Source organism: Mammaliicoccus fleurettii, assembly GCF_003970575.1.
Taxonomy (GTDB): Bacteria; Bacillota; Bacilli; order Staphylococcales; family Staphylococcaceae; genus Mammaliicoccus; species Mammaliicoccus fleurettii.
This window is the reverse complement of the sequence record NZ_RXWZ01000029.1, coordinates 19590-35659: the sequence shown is the minus strand read 5'-3', so window position 1 is coordinate 35659 and position 16070 is coordinate 19590. Positions and strand designations below refer to the sequence as shown.

The following is a 16070-nucleotide window of genomic DNA, read 5'->3' as shown; positions in this document are numbered from 1 at the left end:
ACGTTCCGCGAGAGTAGGACGTTGCCGGGCAAATATTTATAAATGGATGCGATGAGCCGCACTCGAGACCTGTTAGGTCTCTTTTTTTTGCAAATTTTTAAGATAGTCTGAAAGCATTACTATTTATACTGAAGAATAAGGCTTTTGCATATCCTTTCTATCTAATGACGACTATGATAATCATTGATATAATGATGAAGAATATAAAATAAGAGGTAATTGTTATGAATATAAATGAACAGCTTAACTCTCTACAGAAAAAGGATGCTATCTCTCTCCACGTTCCAGGTCATCATAACAACACGATAGGATATTTAAAAGAGTTGAATATGGCGATGGATATGACTGAAATAACTGGATTAGATGATTTACATCAACCTGAGGAATGTATTCAAGAAAGTATGTCTCAGCTAAACAGATACTCTGATTATAGTGGCCAGTATTTAGTAAATGGTACAACAGTTGGGATATTATCCGTTATTTATGGTGTACAACATTTACAAGGTGAAATACTTATTCCTAGAAATGCTCACAAATCAATATACAATGCATTAAATTTAACAAAACAAGATGCAAAATGGATGCCAATGACTGTTTCAGAGAAAACAGGGCAGTATAATGGTGTGAATTCATTAGATAATCTTGATTTGTATAAAGTGAAGTTAGCTGTTTTTACATATCCAAATTATTATGGAGAAACATTTAATATTGAAGAGAGTATAAAAGTGTTAAAAAAACATCATATTCCTGTATTAGTAGATGAAGCTCATGGTGCTCATTTTGGCATAAGTCCATATTTTCCAAAATCCTCAATAGAGTTTGGGGCAGACATTGTTGTACAATCCTATCATAAAACATTACCAGCTTTGACGATGGGTTCTGTTATTTATATTAAAGAAGATTTAAGTTTAAAATCCAAAATTCAAGATTATTTAAAGATGCTGCAGACTTCCAGCCCATCATATTTAGTTATGTCAAGTTTAGAAAAGGCTGAACAGTTTTATAAAAAATATCATGACGAGATATTTAAAATGAATAGAAAAATATTAATAGATACTATGGAGCAAGTAGGATTTACGGTGGGATGTCTAGAAGACCCTCTTAAATTAATTGTGTCTCATGATAAATTATCCGGATTTGAAGTGCAAAAAATATTCGAAGATTCAAACATCTATATTGAATTATGTCATAATCATTTTATTCTATTGGTACTACCATTGTGGCATCATTCGGATGAATTTCCTTTTGATCTATTAATAGAACGTATTAATCAATTCAAAATGAATTTTAAAAGTAAAGTAATAAAGAAAACATGCTTTAATTTACCGATACATTCGACTACTTACAAATATATTGATGTCGGTGATACGACAACAGTTGAGTTGTTTCAATCAGTAGGAAAAATTTCTGCTGTTGATGTTGTTCCATATCCACCGGGTGTACCAGTTATTTTAAAGGGAGAATATATTACCAAAGAAATCATAGATTCTCTGTTACAATGGCTTGATAAAGGTGGTAGAGTGGAAGGTATAAAAAACATGAAAATTAGCGTAAAGGATGAAAAATAAATGGGTCAATTTATAACATTTGAAGGGCCAGAAGGTTCTGGGAAAACAACAGTTATACATAAAGTTTTTGAGATGCTAGAAGATGATTATGATATATTGCTTACGAGAGAACCAGGTGGTATCAAAATAAGCGAAGCTATTAGAAATCTATTGTTAGACAGTGATGATGAAATGGATGAAAGAACAGAAGCATTATTATTTGCAGCTGCGAGAAGACAACATTTAGTAGAGAAAATTTTACCTCAATTAAATAAAGACGGCATCGTACTTTGTGATCGTTTTGTTGATAGTTCGTTAAGTTATCAAGGTTACGCTCGTGAAATTGGGGTAGAAGAAGTTAAGGCAATTAATGAATTTGCTATTGAGAGCCGTTATCCAGATTTGACTTTATATTTTGATGTACCTGCTGAAATTGGATTAAACAGAATTAAAGATAATCAGCGTGAGGCTAATCGTCTTGATAAAGAAAAAATTGAATTTCATCATAAAGTAACAGATGGTTACAAAAAATTGATTGCTGAGTATCCAGATAGAATTAAAGTTATTGATGCAACTCAACCATTAGAAAAGGTTATAGAAGAAGCGTATTTCATGATAGTAAAATTTCTGAAACAAGTTTAAAATATGATATAATATATAAAGAGGTGTTTAGTTATGAAAATGATAATAGCGATTGTCCAAGATCAAGATAGTCAAAACTTGTCAGAAGCACTTATAGAAAAGGATTTTAGGGCCACTAAACTTGCAACAACAGGTGGGTTTTTAAGAGCCGGAAATACAACATTTTTATGCGGTGTTAAAGATGAACGTGTAGATGAATTATTACGTGTAATCGATGGAACTTGTGGTAATCGTGAACAACTTGTTTCACCTATCACACCAATGGGCGGTAGTGCGGATTCTTATATTCCATACCCAGTAGAAGTTGAAGTAGGTGGCGCGACAGTATTCGTTATGCCAATTGAACAATTCCATCAATTTTAAGAACTGATTAGCTGCCGTTTGTGCAGCTTTTTTATTGCAAGGAGCGTAAAAAATGCAATTAACAAAAGAAATTGATCATTTATTAAGTGCTAAACAGTTATCTCATGCTTATTTATTTGAAGGAGATAACATGTTTGAAATGAAGTCTACAGCTATGTATTTTGCAGAACAGATATTATGTGATGCTGAACAAGCTTGTATTTCAAAAGTTCAAAGTTTTAACCACCCGGATTTCGTATATATACAAACAGATGAAACGACTATAAAGAAACAACAAATAGAAGAATTATTAAGAAAAATGAATCAAAAGCCAATAGAAAGTCAATATAAAGTTTACATTATTGAAGCTTTTGATAAACTAACAGTACAGGGTGAAAATAGTATTTTGAAATTTTTGGAAGAACCACCTCCAAATACGATTGCCTTGTTACTTACAACTAAGAAAGATCAAATATTACCAACAATACATTCAAGATGCCAACTCGTTCATTTTAAACCAGCATCGAAAGAAAATTATATAGAAGAATTAAAACTGTCTGGTATTTCTTCTGCGATTGCACATACACTTAGCTTTATTACTTCAGATAAAGAAGAAGCCATTTCACTAACTGAAGAGCAATCGTTTACACAACTAAGAAAATCAGTAACTAAATTAGCGGAATTAATGGTAAAAGATAAACAAATGGCGTTGATATATTTGATCGAATGCACAAAAATTGCTAATACACGTCCTTTACAGCAATTATTTTTAAATAGTTTAAATACTTATTTTCAAGATATATTACATGCTAAAATACAACTAGATGTAATTAAAGCATATCCAGATTTAGAAGTAGAAATTGCAGAAATAAGTAAATATTTATCATTGAATGATATCTCGAATTATATACAAGTTATTACGGAAGCTAACCGCAAACTAGCTCAAAACGTGAATGCAACGTTAGTGTTAGAACAAATGGTTATAAATGGGAAGAGGTGATAGAATGTATGAAATAATAGGTGTTCAATTTCAAGTAGCTGGGAAAAAAGAATATTTCTCACCTAATGGGGAACGTTTTAAGGAAAATGATTTAGTAGTAGTAGAGTCTAAACGTGGGATTGAACTGGGCCAAGTTAAACTAACTAACCGCCATGTTGGAAAAGACGATGTTGTCTTACCTCTTAAAGAAGTTATTCGACATGCTACTGAAGAAGATGTGCAGAAGTATCAAGATAATCTAAAAGACGCAGAAGATGCATTGTCACTGTGTAAAGAACTTGTTAAAAATCATGAGTTAAACATGAGACTTGTAAACTGTGAATACACATTAGATAAAAGCAAAGTTATTTTCAATTTTACTGCGGATGATAGAATAGATTTTAGAACACTAGTTAAATCATTAGCTTATGAATTAAAGACACGTATTGAATTAAGACAAATCGGTGTCAGAGATGAAGCGAAATTATTAGGTGGAATTGGACCATGTGGTCGTTCTCATTGTTGTTCAACATTTTTAGGTGATTTTGAGCCAGTTTCAATTAAAATGGCTAAAGATCAAAATCTATCTCTAAATCCAACTAAAATATCAGGTGCATGTGGTAGATTAATGTGTTGTTTAAAATATGAAAATGACTATTATGAAGATGTGAGAAATGAATTACCTGATGTTGGTACAACTGTTGTTACGCCTGAGGGTGATGGTAAAGTGGTAGGATTGAATATTTTAGATATAACTATGCAAGTTAAAGTGAAAGGTTTCGAACAACTTTTTGATTATAAACTTGATGAATTACTTGAAGTCCATTCATAAGGGAGGATTATATTGTGAATAGGGACGAGTTGTTTGAAACGATTATGACACTAGAAAATGAACTTAAACAAATTAATGACCACATGGAAAAGTTGAAAAACCAGGCAGTGGAATTAGTTGAAGATAATGTTGCGCTTCAGATGGAAAATGATAGCTTGAAGAGAGTAATTGAATCTAATGAAGTGCCACAACAGAAAAAAACAAACAAAAAAACAAAGCCACTTCAAAGCAGAGACAATTTCGCTATGTTATATCATGAAGGATTTCACATTTGTCGTGGAGAATTATTTGGTAAACATAGACAAGGACAAGATTGTTTATTTTGTTTAGAAGTGCTAAATAGAGACTAAATGAATCAGGCATTTAATATGCCTGATTTTTTAAATGAGGTGTTTTAATGCTTAATTCAGGAGAAAGACTCGACCAATTATTAAGAGAGAAATATGAAATTATTCAAAATGATGAAGTGTTTTCATTTTCAACTGATGCGTTGTTATTAGGAGAATTTACTAGCGTACGTAATAAAGATAAAGTAATGGATTTATGCACAGGTAACGGTATCATTCCATTGTTATTAGCTTATAAATCTCAATCTACAATTAAAGGTATAGAAATTCAAGAAGCGTTAGTAGAAATGGCTCAAAGAACATTACGTCATAATCGACTTGAAGATCAAATTTCGATTGAACATATGGATTTAAAAAATGTATCGAATACATATATGCCTTCTACATTTGATGTAGTGACAGTTAATCCACCATATTTTAAAGAAAATCAGCAAATGCAACATCAAAAGGAAGCACATAAAATAGCTAGACATGAAATATTGTGTACGCTTGAGGATGTCGTAAAAGCGAGTAAGCATTTATTGAAACAAGGTGGTAAATTAGTGATGGTTCATAGGGCAGAAAGACTGATGGATGTCTTAAGTCTTTATAGACAATATAATATTGAACCTAAAAGATTAAGAATGGTGTACAGTACGCCGAAAAAGACAGAAGCAGTCACGATATTAGTTGAAGGTCGAAGTGGAGGTCAGGTTGGTTTAAAAGTAGAACAACCGTTTTATATCTATGATGCAAATGGTGAATATTCGGCAGAAATGAAGGCTGTCTATTATGGATAAACATTATACATATATATTAGAATGTAAAGATCATACACTATATACTGGATATACAACAGATTTGGAAAGAAGGTTGAAAGTTCATAACGATGGAAAAGGTGCTAAATATACAAGGATTAGACGTCCTGTTAAGCTTGTATATCATGAAATATTTAATAATAAGTCAGAAGCATTGAAAAGAGAATATGCACTTAAGCAATTAACTAGAAAGCAAAAACTAGCACTTATAAAGGATGAGTAATATGTCTATATTATATTTAGTGGGAACGCCAATTGGAAATTTAGAAGATATCACATATCGCGCGGTAAGGACTTTAACTGAAGTGGATTATATTTTTTGTGAAGATACACGTGTGACAGCTAAACTTTGCCAACATTATCAAATACAAACACCTTTAAAGTCTTATCATGAACATAATAAAGATAAGTCTTCAGAACAAATTTTAAGACTGTTAGAAGAGGGTAAGCAAATTGCGTTAGTTTCTGATGCAGGCTGTCCTTGTATTAGTGACCCTGGATACGAACTTGTGAATCAAGTGAGAGAGCAAGATTTCCGAGTTGAAACAATTCCGGGACCAAACGCTGCAATAACAGCATTGATGACAAGTGGACTTCCATCTTACAAATTTGTATTTCTGGGTTTTTTACCAAGGCATGCTAAAGAAAAACATGAAGTCCTTCAAAAATGGATGAGTAGAGAATCGACATCTATGATTTACGAATCTCCTTATAGAATTAAACAAACTGTAAGAGCCATTGCTGAGATAGACCCTGAACGAAAAGTAGCAATAGGAAGAGAACTCACTAAAAAGTTTGAACAAGTTGAAACGAATCAAATAGAAGTGATAGAACAAATGTTAGAAGAAGAGAAGATTCCACAAAAAGGCGAATTCGTTATTTTGATTGAAGGAATAGATGAATCTAGTCAAGAGACTCATTGGTGGGAAGGCATGGATTTAAATCAGCATGTCGAAATTTATATAAAAGAACATGACATGAAATCTAAGGATGCTATAAAACAAGTATCTGTTGATAGAAAGATGAAAAAAAGAGATGTATATGAGTCTTATCATGTCGAAAAATAAAAAAGGAAAATTTAAAGTACGGTGTACTTTAAATTTTCCTTTTTTAATATGGACCTTTTATTATTTTGATTTGTTTTCAATCTCGTTAATTAATTGCTGAGCGCCTTCTTTACTTAAGACGATTTTACCATCAGCTAATACAAAATTTTCCTCTGAAACATCGCCAGTAACTTGACATGTCATGTTAGGTGAATATTTCTTTAAAATAATTTTATCATCATCAGTATAAATCTCCAAAGCATCTTTCTCAGCGATGTCTAATATGCGTCGTAATTCGATTGGAATTACTACACGGCCTAGTTCATCTACTTTACGCACGATTCCAGTTGATTTCATCATTTTACCTCCGTTTAATAAAACCATAATTATCTAATTCGACATTCATTCGACAATTATATAAATAGTATACTAATATGAATTCAAGGAAATGTCAATAATACAATATATTGCAAGCGTTTAATTTTTCAAATAAAAAACAATTCATGAAGCCCTTACTATAATAGGGGAATATTGAAAAAATGCTTAATTTTCGGTATATTATATAGATAAGATATTAGGAGGAAACGCCGATGACGAAAGAAACTTTTTACATTACGACGCCGATTTATTATCCGAGCGGGAATTTACACATAGGTCATGCGTATACAACGGTTGCTGGTGATGTAATTGCAAGATATAAACGATTACAAGGTTATGACGTTCATTATTTAACAGGTACAGATGAACACGGACAAAAAATTCAAGAGAAAGCTAAAGAAGCAGGCTTATCTGAAATAGAATATTTAAATGGCATCATTGAAAGTATCCAATCTTTATGGAAAAAATTAGACATTTCAAATGATGATTTTATTCGTACTACTGAAGAAAGACATAAACAAGTTGTTGAAAAAGTTTTCGAAAAATTATTAGCACAAGGCGACATTTATTTAGGAGAGTATGAAGGTTGGTACTCTATACCAGATGAGACTTATTATACTGAAACACAACTTGTCGATCCAGTATATGAAGATGGGAAAATTGTCGGAGGTAAAAGTCCTGATTCTGGTCATGAGGTAGAACTAGTTAAAGAAGAAAGTTATTTCTTTAAATTGGATAACTATTCTGATAGATTATTGAAGTTCTTTGATGAAAATCCAGATTTCATTTTGCCGATTTCTCGTAAAAATGAAATGATTAATAACTTTATTAAACCTGGTCTTGAAGATTTAGCTATTTCTAGAACTACTTTTGATTGGGGTATTAAAGTGCCATCTAATCCTAAACACGTTGTATACGTTTGGATTGACGCGCTAGTGAACTATATTTCTGCGCTTGGTTACTTATCTGATGACGATGAGCTATTCAAAAAATACTGGCCAGCCGATGTGCATTTAATGGCTAAAGAAATCGTTCGTTTCCATTCGATCATATGGCCGATTCTATTAATGGCGTTAGACTTACCGCTGCCAAAACGAGAATTTGCTCATGGTTGGATTTTAATGAAAGATGGCAAGATGAGTAAATCTAAAGGTAATGTTGTTGATCCTAATGTATTAATTGATAAATATGGATTAGATGCTACAAGATATTACTTAATGAGAGAGTTGCCATTTGGAGCAGATGGTGTATTCACACCTGAAGCATTTGTTGAAAGAACGAATTATGATTTAGCAAATGATTTAGGTAATTTAGTTAACCGTACGATTGCAATGGTTAATAAATACTTTAATGGTGTTCTTCCTAAATACAAAGGTAAACTACATCCACTTGATGAAGAAATAGAACAAATGGCCTTAGACATAAAAGATAATTTCTATTCATCTATGGAAAATATGCAGTTTTCAGTTGCTTTAGCTGAAATATGGAAATTAATTAGTCGTACAAATAAATATATAGATGAAACGACGCCATGGGTGCTTGCTAAAGATGAAAATGAACGAGAAATGTTAGAAAATGTAATGATTCACTTAGTAGAGAACATTAGATTTGCTGCTGTATTATTACGTCCGTTCTTAACTCACGCACCATATGAAATTTTCCGCCAATTAAACTTGGAAAAAGGTAAACTTGATACATTTGAAAGTATCGAAACTTATGGTGCTATAGATCAAGACATAAAAGTAATTGATAAACCAGAACCTATTTTCCCAAGATTAGATGTTGAGCAAGAAGTTGCTTACATTAAAGACTCTATGCAGGGTGGTACTTCAACTGAACCAGAAGAAGAGGCAGAACCTGAAGTAGAAGAAGTAAATGCTAAACCTGAAATCACGATAGATCAATTTGATAAAGTAGAAATCAAAGCAGCAACAGTTACAGAAGCTGATTATGTAAAAAAATCAGATAAATTGTTAAAAATTAAAGTTGATTTAGGATTCGAAAAAAGACAAATTGTTTCAGGAATAGCTGAATTTTATAAACCTGAAGATATCGTAGGTAAAAAGGTTGCAGTAGTAACAAATTTAAAACCTGTAAAATTACGTGGTGAACTATCAGAAGGTATGATTTTATCTGCCGAAAAAGACAGTACACTTACATTAGTAAGCTTACCTAATGCGATACAAAACGGATCTATCATTAAGTAAAGAATTGGAAGGATGGTTCGAATGCTAATAGATACACATGTCCATTTAAATGCCGACCAATATGACGAGGATTTACAAGAAGTTATAGACAGAGCATTAGAAGAAGGTATCGATAGAATGTTCGTTGTTGGATTTGATACAAAAACAATCGAAAGAACAATGAAACTGATTGACCAATACAATTTTATTTATGGAATTATTGGTTGGCATCCTGTCGATGCGATTGACTGTACAGAAGAACGTTTAGAGTGGATTGAAGAGCTTTCTAAGCATCCAAAAATTATTGGTATAGGTGAAATGGGACTAGATTATCATTGGGATAAATCACCTAAGGATATTCAAAAAGAAGTATTTAGAAAGCAAATAGCATTAGCTAAACGCGTGCAACTACCTATTATTATTCATAACAGAGAAGCGACTCAAGATTGTGTAGACATTTTAAGGGAAGAAAGTGCAAGTGAAGTTGGCGGTATTATGCATAGCTTCAGTGGTTCAAATGAAATAGCTGATGAAATATTAAAAATGAATTTTTATGTTTCATTAGGTGGACCAGTTACCTTTAAAAATGCTAAACAACCTAAAGAAGTAGCTCAACATGTACCTTTAGATAGATTGTTAGTTGAAACGGATGCGCCTTTCTTATCACCTCATCCTTATAGAGGAAAGAGAAATGAACCAGCGCGCGTTAAACTTGTTGCTGAGCAAATCGCTGAACTACGAGGACTTTCATATGAAGAAGTTTGTGAAGCAACTACAAAAAATGCTGAAAGATTATTTAAATTATAAAATAAGATGCCCCAAAACGGTTGTTTTGGGGCATCTTTAAAGAAGGAAGATATCATGAAGATAAACGAATTTGTTGTAGTAGAAGGGCGTGACGACACAGTTAATGTGAAGCGTGCTGTAGACTGCGATACGATTGAAACAAATGGTTCCGCAATAACTAAAGAAACACTTGAGGTTATAAAGCAAGCTCATGAAAAACGAGGTGTGATTGTATTAACGGATCCTGATTTCCCGGGTGATAAGATTAGAAATACAATTAAGCAATATATACCAAGCGTTAAACACGCATTTATTCCAAGAGAAAAAGCTAAAAATAAAAGAGGGAAAATTGGCGTTGAACATGCGTCTCTAAATACGGTTAAAGATGCATTGCTTAATGTTAGTTCTCCATTGGAAGCTAATATAGAAACGATAGACAAGTCAGTCTTAATCGATTTAGGATTAATTATAGGTAAAGACTCAAGAAGAAAAAGAGAAAAGCTTTGTAGTAAATTAAATATTGGCCATTCAAATGGTAAACAATTGCTAAACAAATTAAATGCCTTCGGTTATACTGAAAAAGATGTAAAAGAAGCACTTGGATATAAAGAGGAGTGACAGGATGAACGATAAAGATATTGCAACACCAAAGCGTACAAAAGCATTGCTTGATCAATATGGTTTTAAATTCAAAAAAAGTTTAGGACAGAATTTCTTAATTGATACGAACATTATACAAAACATTATTTCTGCTAGTGATATAGACGAAAATACAGGTGTAATAGAAGTAGGTCCGGGTATGGGGTCTCTTACAGAACAATTAGCTAGAACAGCTAAGAAAGTGTTAGCTTTTGAAATTGACCAAAGGCTTATCCCAGTTTTAGAAGATACATTGAGTCCATATGATAACGTTACTGTTGTGAATGAAGACATACTAAAAGCTCATGTTGAAAAAGAAATAAAAACACATTTACAAGATTGCGATAAGATAATGTTGGTAGCTAATTTACCATATTATATAACGACACCGATATTGATGAACTTATTAGAGAATCACCTTCCAATCGATGGTTATGTCGTTATGATGCAAAAAGAAGTTGGAGAACGTTTAAATGCACAAGTTGGAAGTAAAAGTTATGGCTCATTATCCATAGCTTGTCAGTATTATACTGAAACTGAACGTGTTTTAGTCGTCCCTAAGACTGTCTTCATGCCTCCACCTAATGTCGATTCTATTGTAATTAAATTGACTACTCGTAAAGAACCTATTGTAGAAGTAGATGATGAAAAATTATTGTTCACACTCTCAAAAGGTGCATTTGCACAACGTAGAAAAACAATTTTAAATAATTATATTAGTACAATTAAAGAAGGTAAGTTGCATAAAGATGAAATTCTTGAGTGGTTAAGTGCTTCAAACATAGATCCTAAGCGACGTGGGGAAACGCTAACAATACAAGAATATGCACATCTTTGTAACAATTTGAAAAAATACCCAAATTTATCTGTGTAAATATATTGACAATGCGTTCTCTAATTGATAAAATTTAAATTTTATTTGACAAAATACCACTTTCGTAGTATAATTTTATTTATAGCGAGGTGGGTCAATATGCCGAAGACTTTAGTAGACATCAAAAAAATATTAGATTGTCAATTAGGAAATCGTATTGTACTTAAAGCTAATGGAGGACGTAAGAAGTTAATTGAGCGCAGTGGCGTGCTTAAGGAAACGTATCCATCAGTTTTCGTGGTCGAATTAGATCAAGAGAAACATAATTTTGAACGTGTATCTTATACATACACTGATGTATTAACTGAGAATGTCCAAGTAACTTTTATGAATGAACATAAAGAAGAATTTATAGTTCAGTAAATTAAAGTATTTAATAAAAAACTCTACGCGATATGACTGTGATATGGCGTAGGGTTTTTTATTATGCGAAAAATAGAATAAAGCTAATACTTTCTAACTTTTATTTATGGTAAAATCATAATAATAAGTTTTAGAGAGGGCAAGTATATGATTTATGAGACTGCACCAGCAAAAATTAATTTAACACTAGATACATTGTACAAACGTGATGATGGTTATCATGAAGTAGAGATGATAATGACAACAGTCGATTTAAATGATCGATTGACTTTCGAAAGTAGAGATGACGGTAAAATTATAATTGATGTTGAACATAATTTCGTGCCAAGTGATCACAGAAATCTAGCATATAAAGCAGCGAAATTGATGCAAGATAAATACAATATTAAAGAAGGTGTGAAGATTTCATTAGAAAAAAGCATACCTATCTCTGCAGGATTGGCAGGTGGTTCAAGTGATGCAGCTGCAACATTTAGAGGCTTGAATGAATTGTGGGGTATAAACGAATCACTGGAATCTTTAAGTGAACTTGCATCAGAAATTGGATCGGATATATCTTTTTGTATTTATGGAAAGACGGCATTGTGCCAAGGTAGAGGTGAAAAATTAACACACCTTCCAAAACCACCTTCTGCCTGGGTAGTTATCGCTAAACCGGATATCGGCGTATCAACACCTGAAATATATGGGGCTTTAAATTTGGATGACAAGATTGAAGTGCGCACACAAGACTGCCGAGATGCTTTAGAAAAAAACGATTATGGAGTACTATGCCAAACACTTGGTAATAGTCTTGAGAAGGTCACGATGAAGTTATATCCCGAAGTTGAGAAGCTAAAGAATACTATGAAAAATAGTGGTGTGGATGCTGCACTAATGAGTGGAAGTGGACCAACTGTATACGGCTTTGTGCAAAAAGAACGACAAGCTAAGCAAGTGTACAATGCTTTAATGGGATGTTGTAATGACGTTTATATTGCACGTCTTCTTGGCTGATTTTGTAGAACACGTACAATTATAGTATAATTATTCTTGAAAATACGTAATAGAGATTGGGGTTTTATAAATGCGTTTTAAACGAAGTGAAAGAATCGTTTATATGACACAATATTTATTGAAACATCCGAACGAACTAGTACCGCTGACTTATTTTGTTAATCATTTTGGTCAGGCAAAGTCGTCTATTAGCGAAGACATACAAATTATCAAAGAAACGTTTAATGCCGAAAGACTTGGTATTATTGAGACAACTGCAGGAGCGAGTGGCGGTGTTACTTATCGCCCTAAAATGTATGTTGAAGAAGCGCGTGAATTGATAGCAAAGCTATGTGAATTGCTAAAAGAGAAAGAAAGACTGCTGCCAGGCGGATATTTATTTATGTCAGATTTAGTAGGTAATCCTAAATTATTAAATCAAGTAGGAGAATTAATTGCTACTATGTACATGGATGAAGAACTTGATGCGGTTGTTACAATAGCGACAAAAGGGATTTCTTTAGCTAACGCAGTTGCAAAAGTACTTAATTTGCCAGTTGTTGTTATAAGAAAAGATAATAAAGTTACTGAAGGATCAACAGTATCGATAAACTACGTTTCGGGTTCATCGAGAAAGATTGAGACAATGGTATTATCTAAAAGAACATTAGCTGAATATTCGAATGTATTAATTGTTGATGATTTCATGAGAGCAGGTGGCTCTATAAATGGCGTAATCAATTTGATGAATGAGTTTAAGGCTACAGTAAAAGGGGTATCAGTACTTGTAGAATCAAAAGAAGTTAAACATCGATTGATTGAAGATTATACATCTTTAGTTAGATTATCTGACGTAGACGAATACAATCAACAATTTTCAGTAGAAGAAGGCAACTGTTTGAAAAGATTTAATTAAAAGGAGAGATATTCAACATGAAAAGTATTAACGCAGCAAACGCTCCAGAAGCATTAGGGCCATATTGCCATGCAGTAGTAGTAGATAGTTTAGTATTTACTTCAGGTCAAATACCATTAAATCAGCAAGGTGAAGTCGTATCAGATGATGTAAAAGCACAAACGAAGCAAGTACTTGAGAATTTAAAAATAGTACTTGAAGAAAGTGGCGCTACATTAGATAGTGTCGTTAAATCATTAATCTTTATAAAAGATATGAATGATTTCCAAGACATCAATTCTGTTTATGGAGAGTATTTTAATGAACATTTGCCTGCTAGAAGTTGTGTGGAAGTCGCACGTTTACCAAAAGATGTAAAAGTTGAGATTGAAATGATCGCAAAAATAAAATAACTAACTTCAATTAATATGATGCTGCTACTTTAAATAGACAAAACAGGGGGCACACAAATCATGAAGGTAACAGATGTGAGATTGAGAAAAATTCAAACAGATGGAAGAATGAAGGCGTTGGTTTCAATTACTTTAGACGATGGCTTTGTTATTCACGATTTAAGAGTAATTGAGGGAAATTCAGGACTGTTTGTTGCTATGCCTAGTAAACGTACACCTGACGGGGAGTTTAGAGATATTGCGCATCCTATTAACTCTGAAATGAGACAAGAAATACAAGAAGCGGTTATGAAAGTTTATGATGAAACTGATGAAGTGATAATTCCAAAATCAGCTCAAGAAAATTCTGAAACAGAAACTGAAGAATCAGAAACTGAAGAATCAGAAACTGAAAAAGAAGAAAAAGAAGAAAAAGAAGAATAACATATCCAAAACAATATAGTTTTGTTGAAATGTTAAAAACTGTCGAAAAGTATGAGACTTTCCGACAGTTTTTTTGTGCGATTTTATAAAATATTTTAAAAAAATGAATTATTTATAACAAATTTATTCTTTAAAAAATAACTCTTCCTTGATAGTCATATGAGAATTAAATTATAATATAATAAAGTGTGTATAAATGGAGGTATTTGTAATGCAAAAATATGCAGTCATATTAGCTGCTGGTAAAGGTACAAGAATGAAATCTAAACTTTACAAAGTTTTACACCCGATAGCTGGTGAAGCAATGGTTCAACATGTTATTGATAGTGTTAAAAATGCTGGTGTAGAAACAGTAGTTACAGTTGTTGGACATGGAGCAGAAAAGGTTAAAGATACTATTGGTCATGCATCTCAGTTTGTACATCAAGAAGAACAATTAGGAACGGCTCATGCAGTTAAAACTGCTAAAGATATATTGGGAAATAACAAGGGCACAACAATTGTCGTGTGTGGTGACACACCATTAATTAGTGATGAGACTATTAGCTCGCTGTTAACATTTCATGAAAATGAAAATGCTGTAGCAACTGTATTATCTGCAAAAGTGAGTAATCCATTTGGTTATGGTAGGATTATTCGAGACAAATCTGGTTTAGTGTCAGAAATTGTTGAACAAAAAGATGCTACAGAAGGGCAAGTTGAAGTAAACGAAATTAGTTCTGGGATTTTTGCATTTGATAATGAAAAATTATTCGAAACTTTAGAAAAAGTACAAAATGATAATGCTCAAGGTGAATATTATTTACCAGACGTTATACGAATCTTAAAAGAAGAAGATGAAAAAGTGGCTGCATACATTACGGATGACGTAGATGGCATTATGGGTGTGAATGATAGAGTACAACTAGCAAAAGCAGAGCAGAAAATGAAAGAACGTATTAATTTACAACATATGATAAATGGTGTGACAATTGTGGATCCTGCTACAACTTATATAGGAAAACACGTTGTGATTGGTGAAGACACAGTAGTTGAACCAGGTACAAGAATTGCTGGCAAAACAATTATAGGAAAAAATGTTGCGATTGGAATGAATTCTGACATCAAAAATAGTACAATTAAAGATAATGCAACAATTAAGCAATCTGTGATTACAGATTCTGTTGTAGGTGAATTTTCTACAGTCGGACCTTTTGCACAATTAAGACCGGGTACTGAGTTAGGTAAAGAGACAAAAATTGGTAACTTCGTAGAGACTAAGAAAGCAGTCTTGAAAGATGGCGCCAAAGTTTCTCACTTAAGTTATATTGGAGATGCAGAAGTAGGTGAAAGAACAAATATTGGCTGTGGTTCAATAACTGTTAATTATGACGGAGTTAATAAATTCCGTACCATTATAGGAGATGATGCGTTTATTGGATGTAATTCAAATCTAGTTGCACCAGTAGAAGTTGGAGATGGATCATTCATAGCAGCAGGTTCAACAATTACAGATGATGTGCCTGATGAAAGTTTAGCGCTTGGTCGTGCTAGACAAACTACAAAACAAGGATACTACAAAACGAAATAAAAGGAGCCGTCAAAAAATGAGTCAAAATGATATTGG

The 16070-nt window shown here is 32.8% G+C and carries 20 protein-coding genes; 19 read left to right on the top strand and 1 reads right to left on the bottom strand.

Going from position 1 to position 16070, the window contains the following annotated elements; genetic code table 11:
- Positions 1 to 224: 224 nt before the first annotated feature.
- Genes CD129_RS01920 through rsmI form a run of 9 tightly spaced genes read left to right on the top strand, consistent with a single transcriptional unit; the run spans position 225 to position 6553 of the window.
- Entirely contained in the window at positions 225 to 1568 is a 1344-nt protein-coding gene (locus CD129_RS01920; protein ID WP_115337881.1) for an aminotransferase class I/II-fold pyridoxal phosphate-dependent enzyme, read from the top strand.
- Positions 1569 to 2189 (top strand): dTMP kinase, encoded by a 621-nt coding sequence (tmk, locus tag CD129_RS01915; protein WP_078358391.1) that lies wholly within the window; start codon positions 1569 to 1571, stop codon positions 2187 to 2189.
- A 33-nt stretch (positions 2190 to 2222) separates the two neighbouring features.
- A complete protein-coding gene (locus tag CD129_RS01910) occupies positions 2223 to 2552 on the top strand; it encodes a cyclic-di-AMP receptor (RefSeq protein ID WP_078358390.1) in 330 nt (109 codons plus the stop codon).
- A gap of 52 nt (positions 2553 to 2604) precedes the next feature.
- The gene (locus CD129_RS01905; RefSeq protein WP_078358389.1) at positions 2605 to 3531 is read left to right on the top strand and encodes a DNA polymerase III subunit delta'; all 927 of its coding nucleotides are present in this window, start codon (positions 2605 to 2607) and stop codon (positions 3529 to 3531) included.
- Positions 3532 to 3535: 4 nt separating this feature from the next.
- The gene (locus CD129_RS01900; protein WP_078358388.1) at positions 3536 to 4342 is read left to right on the top strand and encodes a PSP1 domain-containing protein; all 807 of its coding nucleotides are present in this window, start codon (positions 3536 to 3538) and stop codon (positions 4340 to 4342) included.
- A gap of 14 nt (positions 4343 to 4356) precedes the next feature.
- Complete coding sequence (yabA, locus tag CD129_RS01895) at positions 4357 to 4692, top strand: DNA replication initiation control protein YabA (protein ID WP_107509478.1); 336 nt, start codon at positions 4357 to 4359, stop codon at positions 4690 to 4692.
- 47 nt (positions 4693 to 4739) lie between these two features.
- Positions 4740 to 5468: a tRNA1(Val) (adenine(37)-N6)-methyltransferase gene (locus CD129_RS01890; protein WP_115337880.1), complete on the top strand. Its 729-nt coding sequence runs from the start codon at positions 4740 to 4742 to the stop codon at positions 5466 to 5468.
- On the top strand, positions 5461 to 5709 hold the full coding sequence (locus CD129_RS01885) for a GIY-YIG nuclease family protein (protein ID WP_115337879.1): 249 nt from the start codon (positions 5461 to 5463) through the stop codon (positions 5707 to 5709). Before CD129_RS01890 ends, CD129_RS01885 begins: the two co-directional genes overlap by 8 nt.
- A gap of 1 nt (position 5710) precedes the next feature.
- Positions 5711 to 6553, top strand: a complete 843-nt coding sequence (gene rsmI, locus CD129_RS01880; RefSeq protein WP_078358384.1) for a 16S rRNA (cytidine(1402)-2'-O)-methyltransferase — start codon at positions 5711 to 5713, stop codon at positions 6551 to 6553.
- A gap of 60 nt (positions 6554 to 6613) precedes the next feature.
- Here rsmI and CD129_RS01875 read toward each other — a convergent pair whose 3' ends face one another.
- Positions 6614 to 6889 (bottom strand): AbrB/MazE/SpoVT family DNA-binding domain-containing protein, encoded by a 276-nt coding sequence (locus CD129_RS01875; protein ID WP_078358383.1) that lies wholly within the window; start codon positions 6887 to 6889, stop codon positions 6614 to 6616.
- A gap of 233 nt (positions 6890 to 7122) precedes the next feature.
- Here CD129_RS01875 and metG point away from each other — a divergent pair, with 233 nt between their 5' ends.
- The 10 genes from metG to glmU all read left to right on the top strand — a co-directional run bounded on the left by metG (position 7123) and on the right by glmU (position 16034).
- Positions 7123 to 9117, top strand: a complete 1995-nt coding sequence (metG, locus tag CD129_RS01870; RefSeq protein WP_107509482.1) for a methionine--tRNA ligase — start codon at positions 7123 to 7125, stop codon at positions 9115 to 9117.
- 21 nt (positions 9118 to 9138) lie between these two features.
- Positions 9139 to 9903 (top strand): TatD family hydrolase, encoded by a 765-nt coding sequence (locus tag CD129_RS01865; RefSeq protein WP_078358381.1) that lies wholly within the window; start codon positions 9139 to 9141, stop codon positions 9901 to 9903.
- A gap of 54 nt (positions 9904 to 9957) precedes the next feature.
- A complete protein-coding gene (rnmV, locus tag CD129_RS01860) occupies positions 9958 to 10500 on the top strand; it encodes a ribonuclease M5 (protein ID WP_078358380.1) in 543 nt (180 codons plus the stop codon).
- A gap of 4 nt (positions 10501 to 10504) precedes the next feature.
- Positions 10505 to 11395, top strand: coding sequence for a 16S rRNA (adenine(1518)-N(6)/adenine(1519)-N(6))-dimethyltransferase RsmA (gene rsmA, locus CD129_RS01855; RefSeq protein ID WP_078358379.1), 891 nt, complete (start codon positions 10505 to 10507; stop codon positions 11393 to 11395).
- A 99-nt stretch (positions 11396 to 11494) separates the two neighbouring features.
- Positions 11495 to 11758 (top strand): biofilm formation stimulator Veg, encoded by a 264-nt coding sequence (gene veg, locus CD129_RS01850; protein ID WP_016999916.1) that lies wholly within the window; start codon positions 11495 to 11497, stop codon positions 11756 to 11758.
- Positions 11759 to 11905: 147 nt separating this feature from the next.
- Positions 11906 to 12754: a 4-(cytidine 5'-diphospho)-2-C-methyl-D-erythritol kinase gene (gene ispE, locus CD129_RS01845; protein ID WP_078358378.1), complete on the top strand. Its 849-nt coding sequence runs from the start codon at positions 11906 to 11908 to the stop codon at positions 12752 to 12754.
- A gap of 70 nt (positions 12755 to 12824) precedes the next feature.
- Positions 12825 to 13649 (top strand): pur operon repressor, encoded by an 825-nt coding sequence (gene purR, locus CD129_RS01840; RefSeq protein ID WP_078358377.1) that lies wholly within the window; start codon positions 12825 to 12827, stop codon positions 13647 to 13649.
- Between the two features lie 17 nt (positions 13650 to 13666).
- Positions 13667 to 14041, top strand: coding sequence for a RidA family protein (locus CD129_RS01835; protein ID WP_078358376.1), 375 nt, complete (start codon positions 13667 to 13669; stop codon positions 14039 to 14041).
- 60 nt (positions 14042 to 14101) lie between these two features.
- Positions 14102 to 14464 (top strand): septation regulator SpoVG, encoded by a 363-nt coding sequence (gene spoVG, locus CD129_RS01830; protein WP_115337878.1) that lies wholly within the window; start codon positions 14102 to 14104, stop codon positions 14462 to 14464.
- Positions 14465 to 14675: 211 nt separating this feature from the next.
- A complete protein-coding gene (glmU, locus tag CD129_RS01825; RefSeq protein ID WP_115337877.1) occupies positions 14676 to 16034 on the top strand; it encodes a bifunctional UDP-N-acetylglucosamine diphosphorylase/glucosamine-1-phosphate N-acetyltransferase GlmU in 1359 nt (452 codons plus the stop codon).
- Positions 16035 to 16070: the final 36 nt, after the last annotated feature.

Excerpts from the sequence above, each read along its gene's own strand:
- CD129_RS01920 (WP_115337881.1), top strand. The coding sequence starts at position 225 with ATGAATATAAATGAACAGCTTAACTCTCTACAGAAAAAGGATGCTATC.
- tmk (WP_078358391.1), top strand. The coding sequence starts at position 1,569 with ATGGGTCAATTTATAACATTTGAAGGGCCAGAAGGTTCTGGGAAAACA.
- CD129_RS01910 (WP_078358390.1), top strand. The coding sequence starts at position 2,223 with ATGAAAATGATAATAGCGATTGTCCAAGATCAAGATAGTCAAAACTTG.
- CD129_RS01905 (WP_078358389.1), top strand. The coding sequence starts at position 2,605 with ATGCAATTAACAAAAGAAATTGATCATTTATTAAGTGCTAAACAGTTA.
- CD129_RS01900 (WP_078358388.1), top strand. The coding sequence starts at position 3,536 with ATGTATGAAATAATAGGTGTTCAATTTCAAGTAGCTGGGAAAAAAGAA.
- CD129_RS01890 (WP_115337880.1), top strand. The coding sequence starts at position 4,740 with ATGCTTAATTCAGGAGAAAGACTCGACCAATTATTAAGAGAGAAATAT.
- CD129_RS01885 (WP_115337879.1), top strand. The coding sequence starts at position 5,461 with ATGGATAAACATTATACATATATATTAGAATGTAAAGATCATACACTA.
- rsmI (WP_078358384.1), top strand. The coding sequence starts at position 5,711 with ATGTCTATATTATATTTAGTGGGAACGCCAATTGGAAATTTAGAAGAT.
- CD129_RS01875 (WP_078358383.1), bottom strand. The coding sequence starts at position 6,889 with ATGAAATCAACTGGAATCGTGCGTAAAGTAGATGAACTAGGCCGTGTA.
- metG (WP_107509482.1), top strand. The coding sequence starts at position 7,123 with ATGACGAAAGAAACTTTTTACATTACGACGCCGATTTATTATCCGAGC.
- CD129_RS01865 (WP_078358381.1), top strand. The coding sequence starts at position 9,139 with ATGCTAATAGATACACATGTCCATTTAAATGCCGACCAATATGACGAG.
- rnmV (WP_078358380.1), top strand. The coding sequence starts at position 9,958 with ATGAAGATAAACGAATTTGTTGTAGTAGAAGGGCGTGACGACACAGTT.
- rsmA (WP_078358379.1), top strand. The coding sequence starts at position 10,505 with ATGAACGATAAAGATATTGCAACACCAAAGCGTACAAAAGCATTGCTT.
- veg (WP_016999916.1), top strand. The coding sequence starts at position 11,495 with ATGCCGAAGACTTTAGTAGACATCAAAAAAATATTAGATTGTCAATTA.
- ispE (WP_078358378.1), top strand. The coding sequence starts at position 11,906 with ATGATTTATGAGACTGCACCAGCAAAAATTAATTTAACACTAGATACA.
- purR (WP_078358377.1), top strand. The coding sequence starts at position 12,825 with ATGCGTTTTAAACGAAGTGAAAGAATCGTTTATATGACACAATATTTA.
- CD129_RS01835 (WP_078358376.1), top strand. The coding sequence starts at position 13,667 with ATGAAAAGTATTAACGCAGCAAACGCTCCAGAAGCATTAGGGCCATAT.
- spoVG (WP_115337878.1), top strand. The coding sequence starts at position 14,102 with ATGAAGGTAACAGATGTGAGATTGAGAAAAATTCAAACAGATGGAAGA.
- glmU (WP_115337877.1), top strand. The coding sequence starts at position 14,676 with ATGCAAAAATATGCAGTCATATTAGCTGCTGGTAAAGGTACAAGAATG.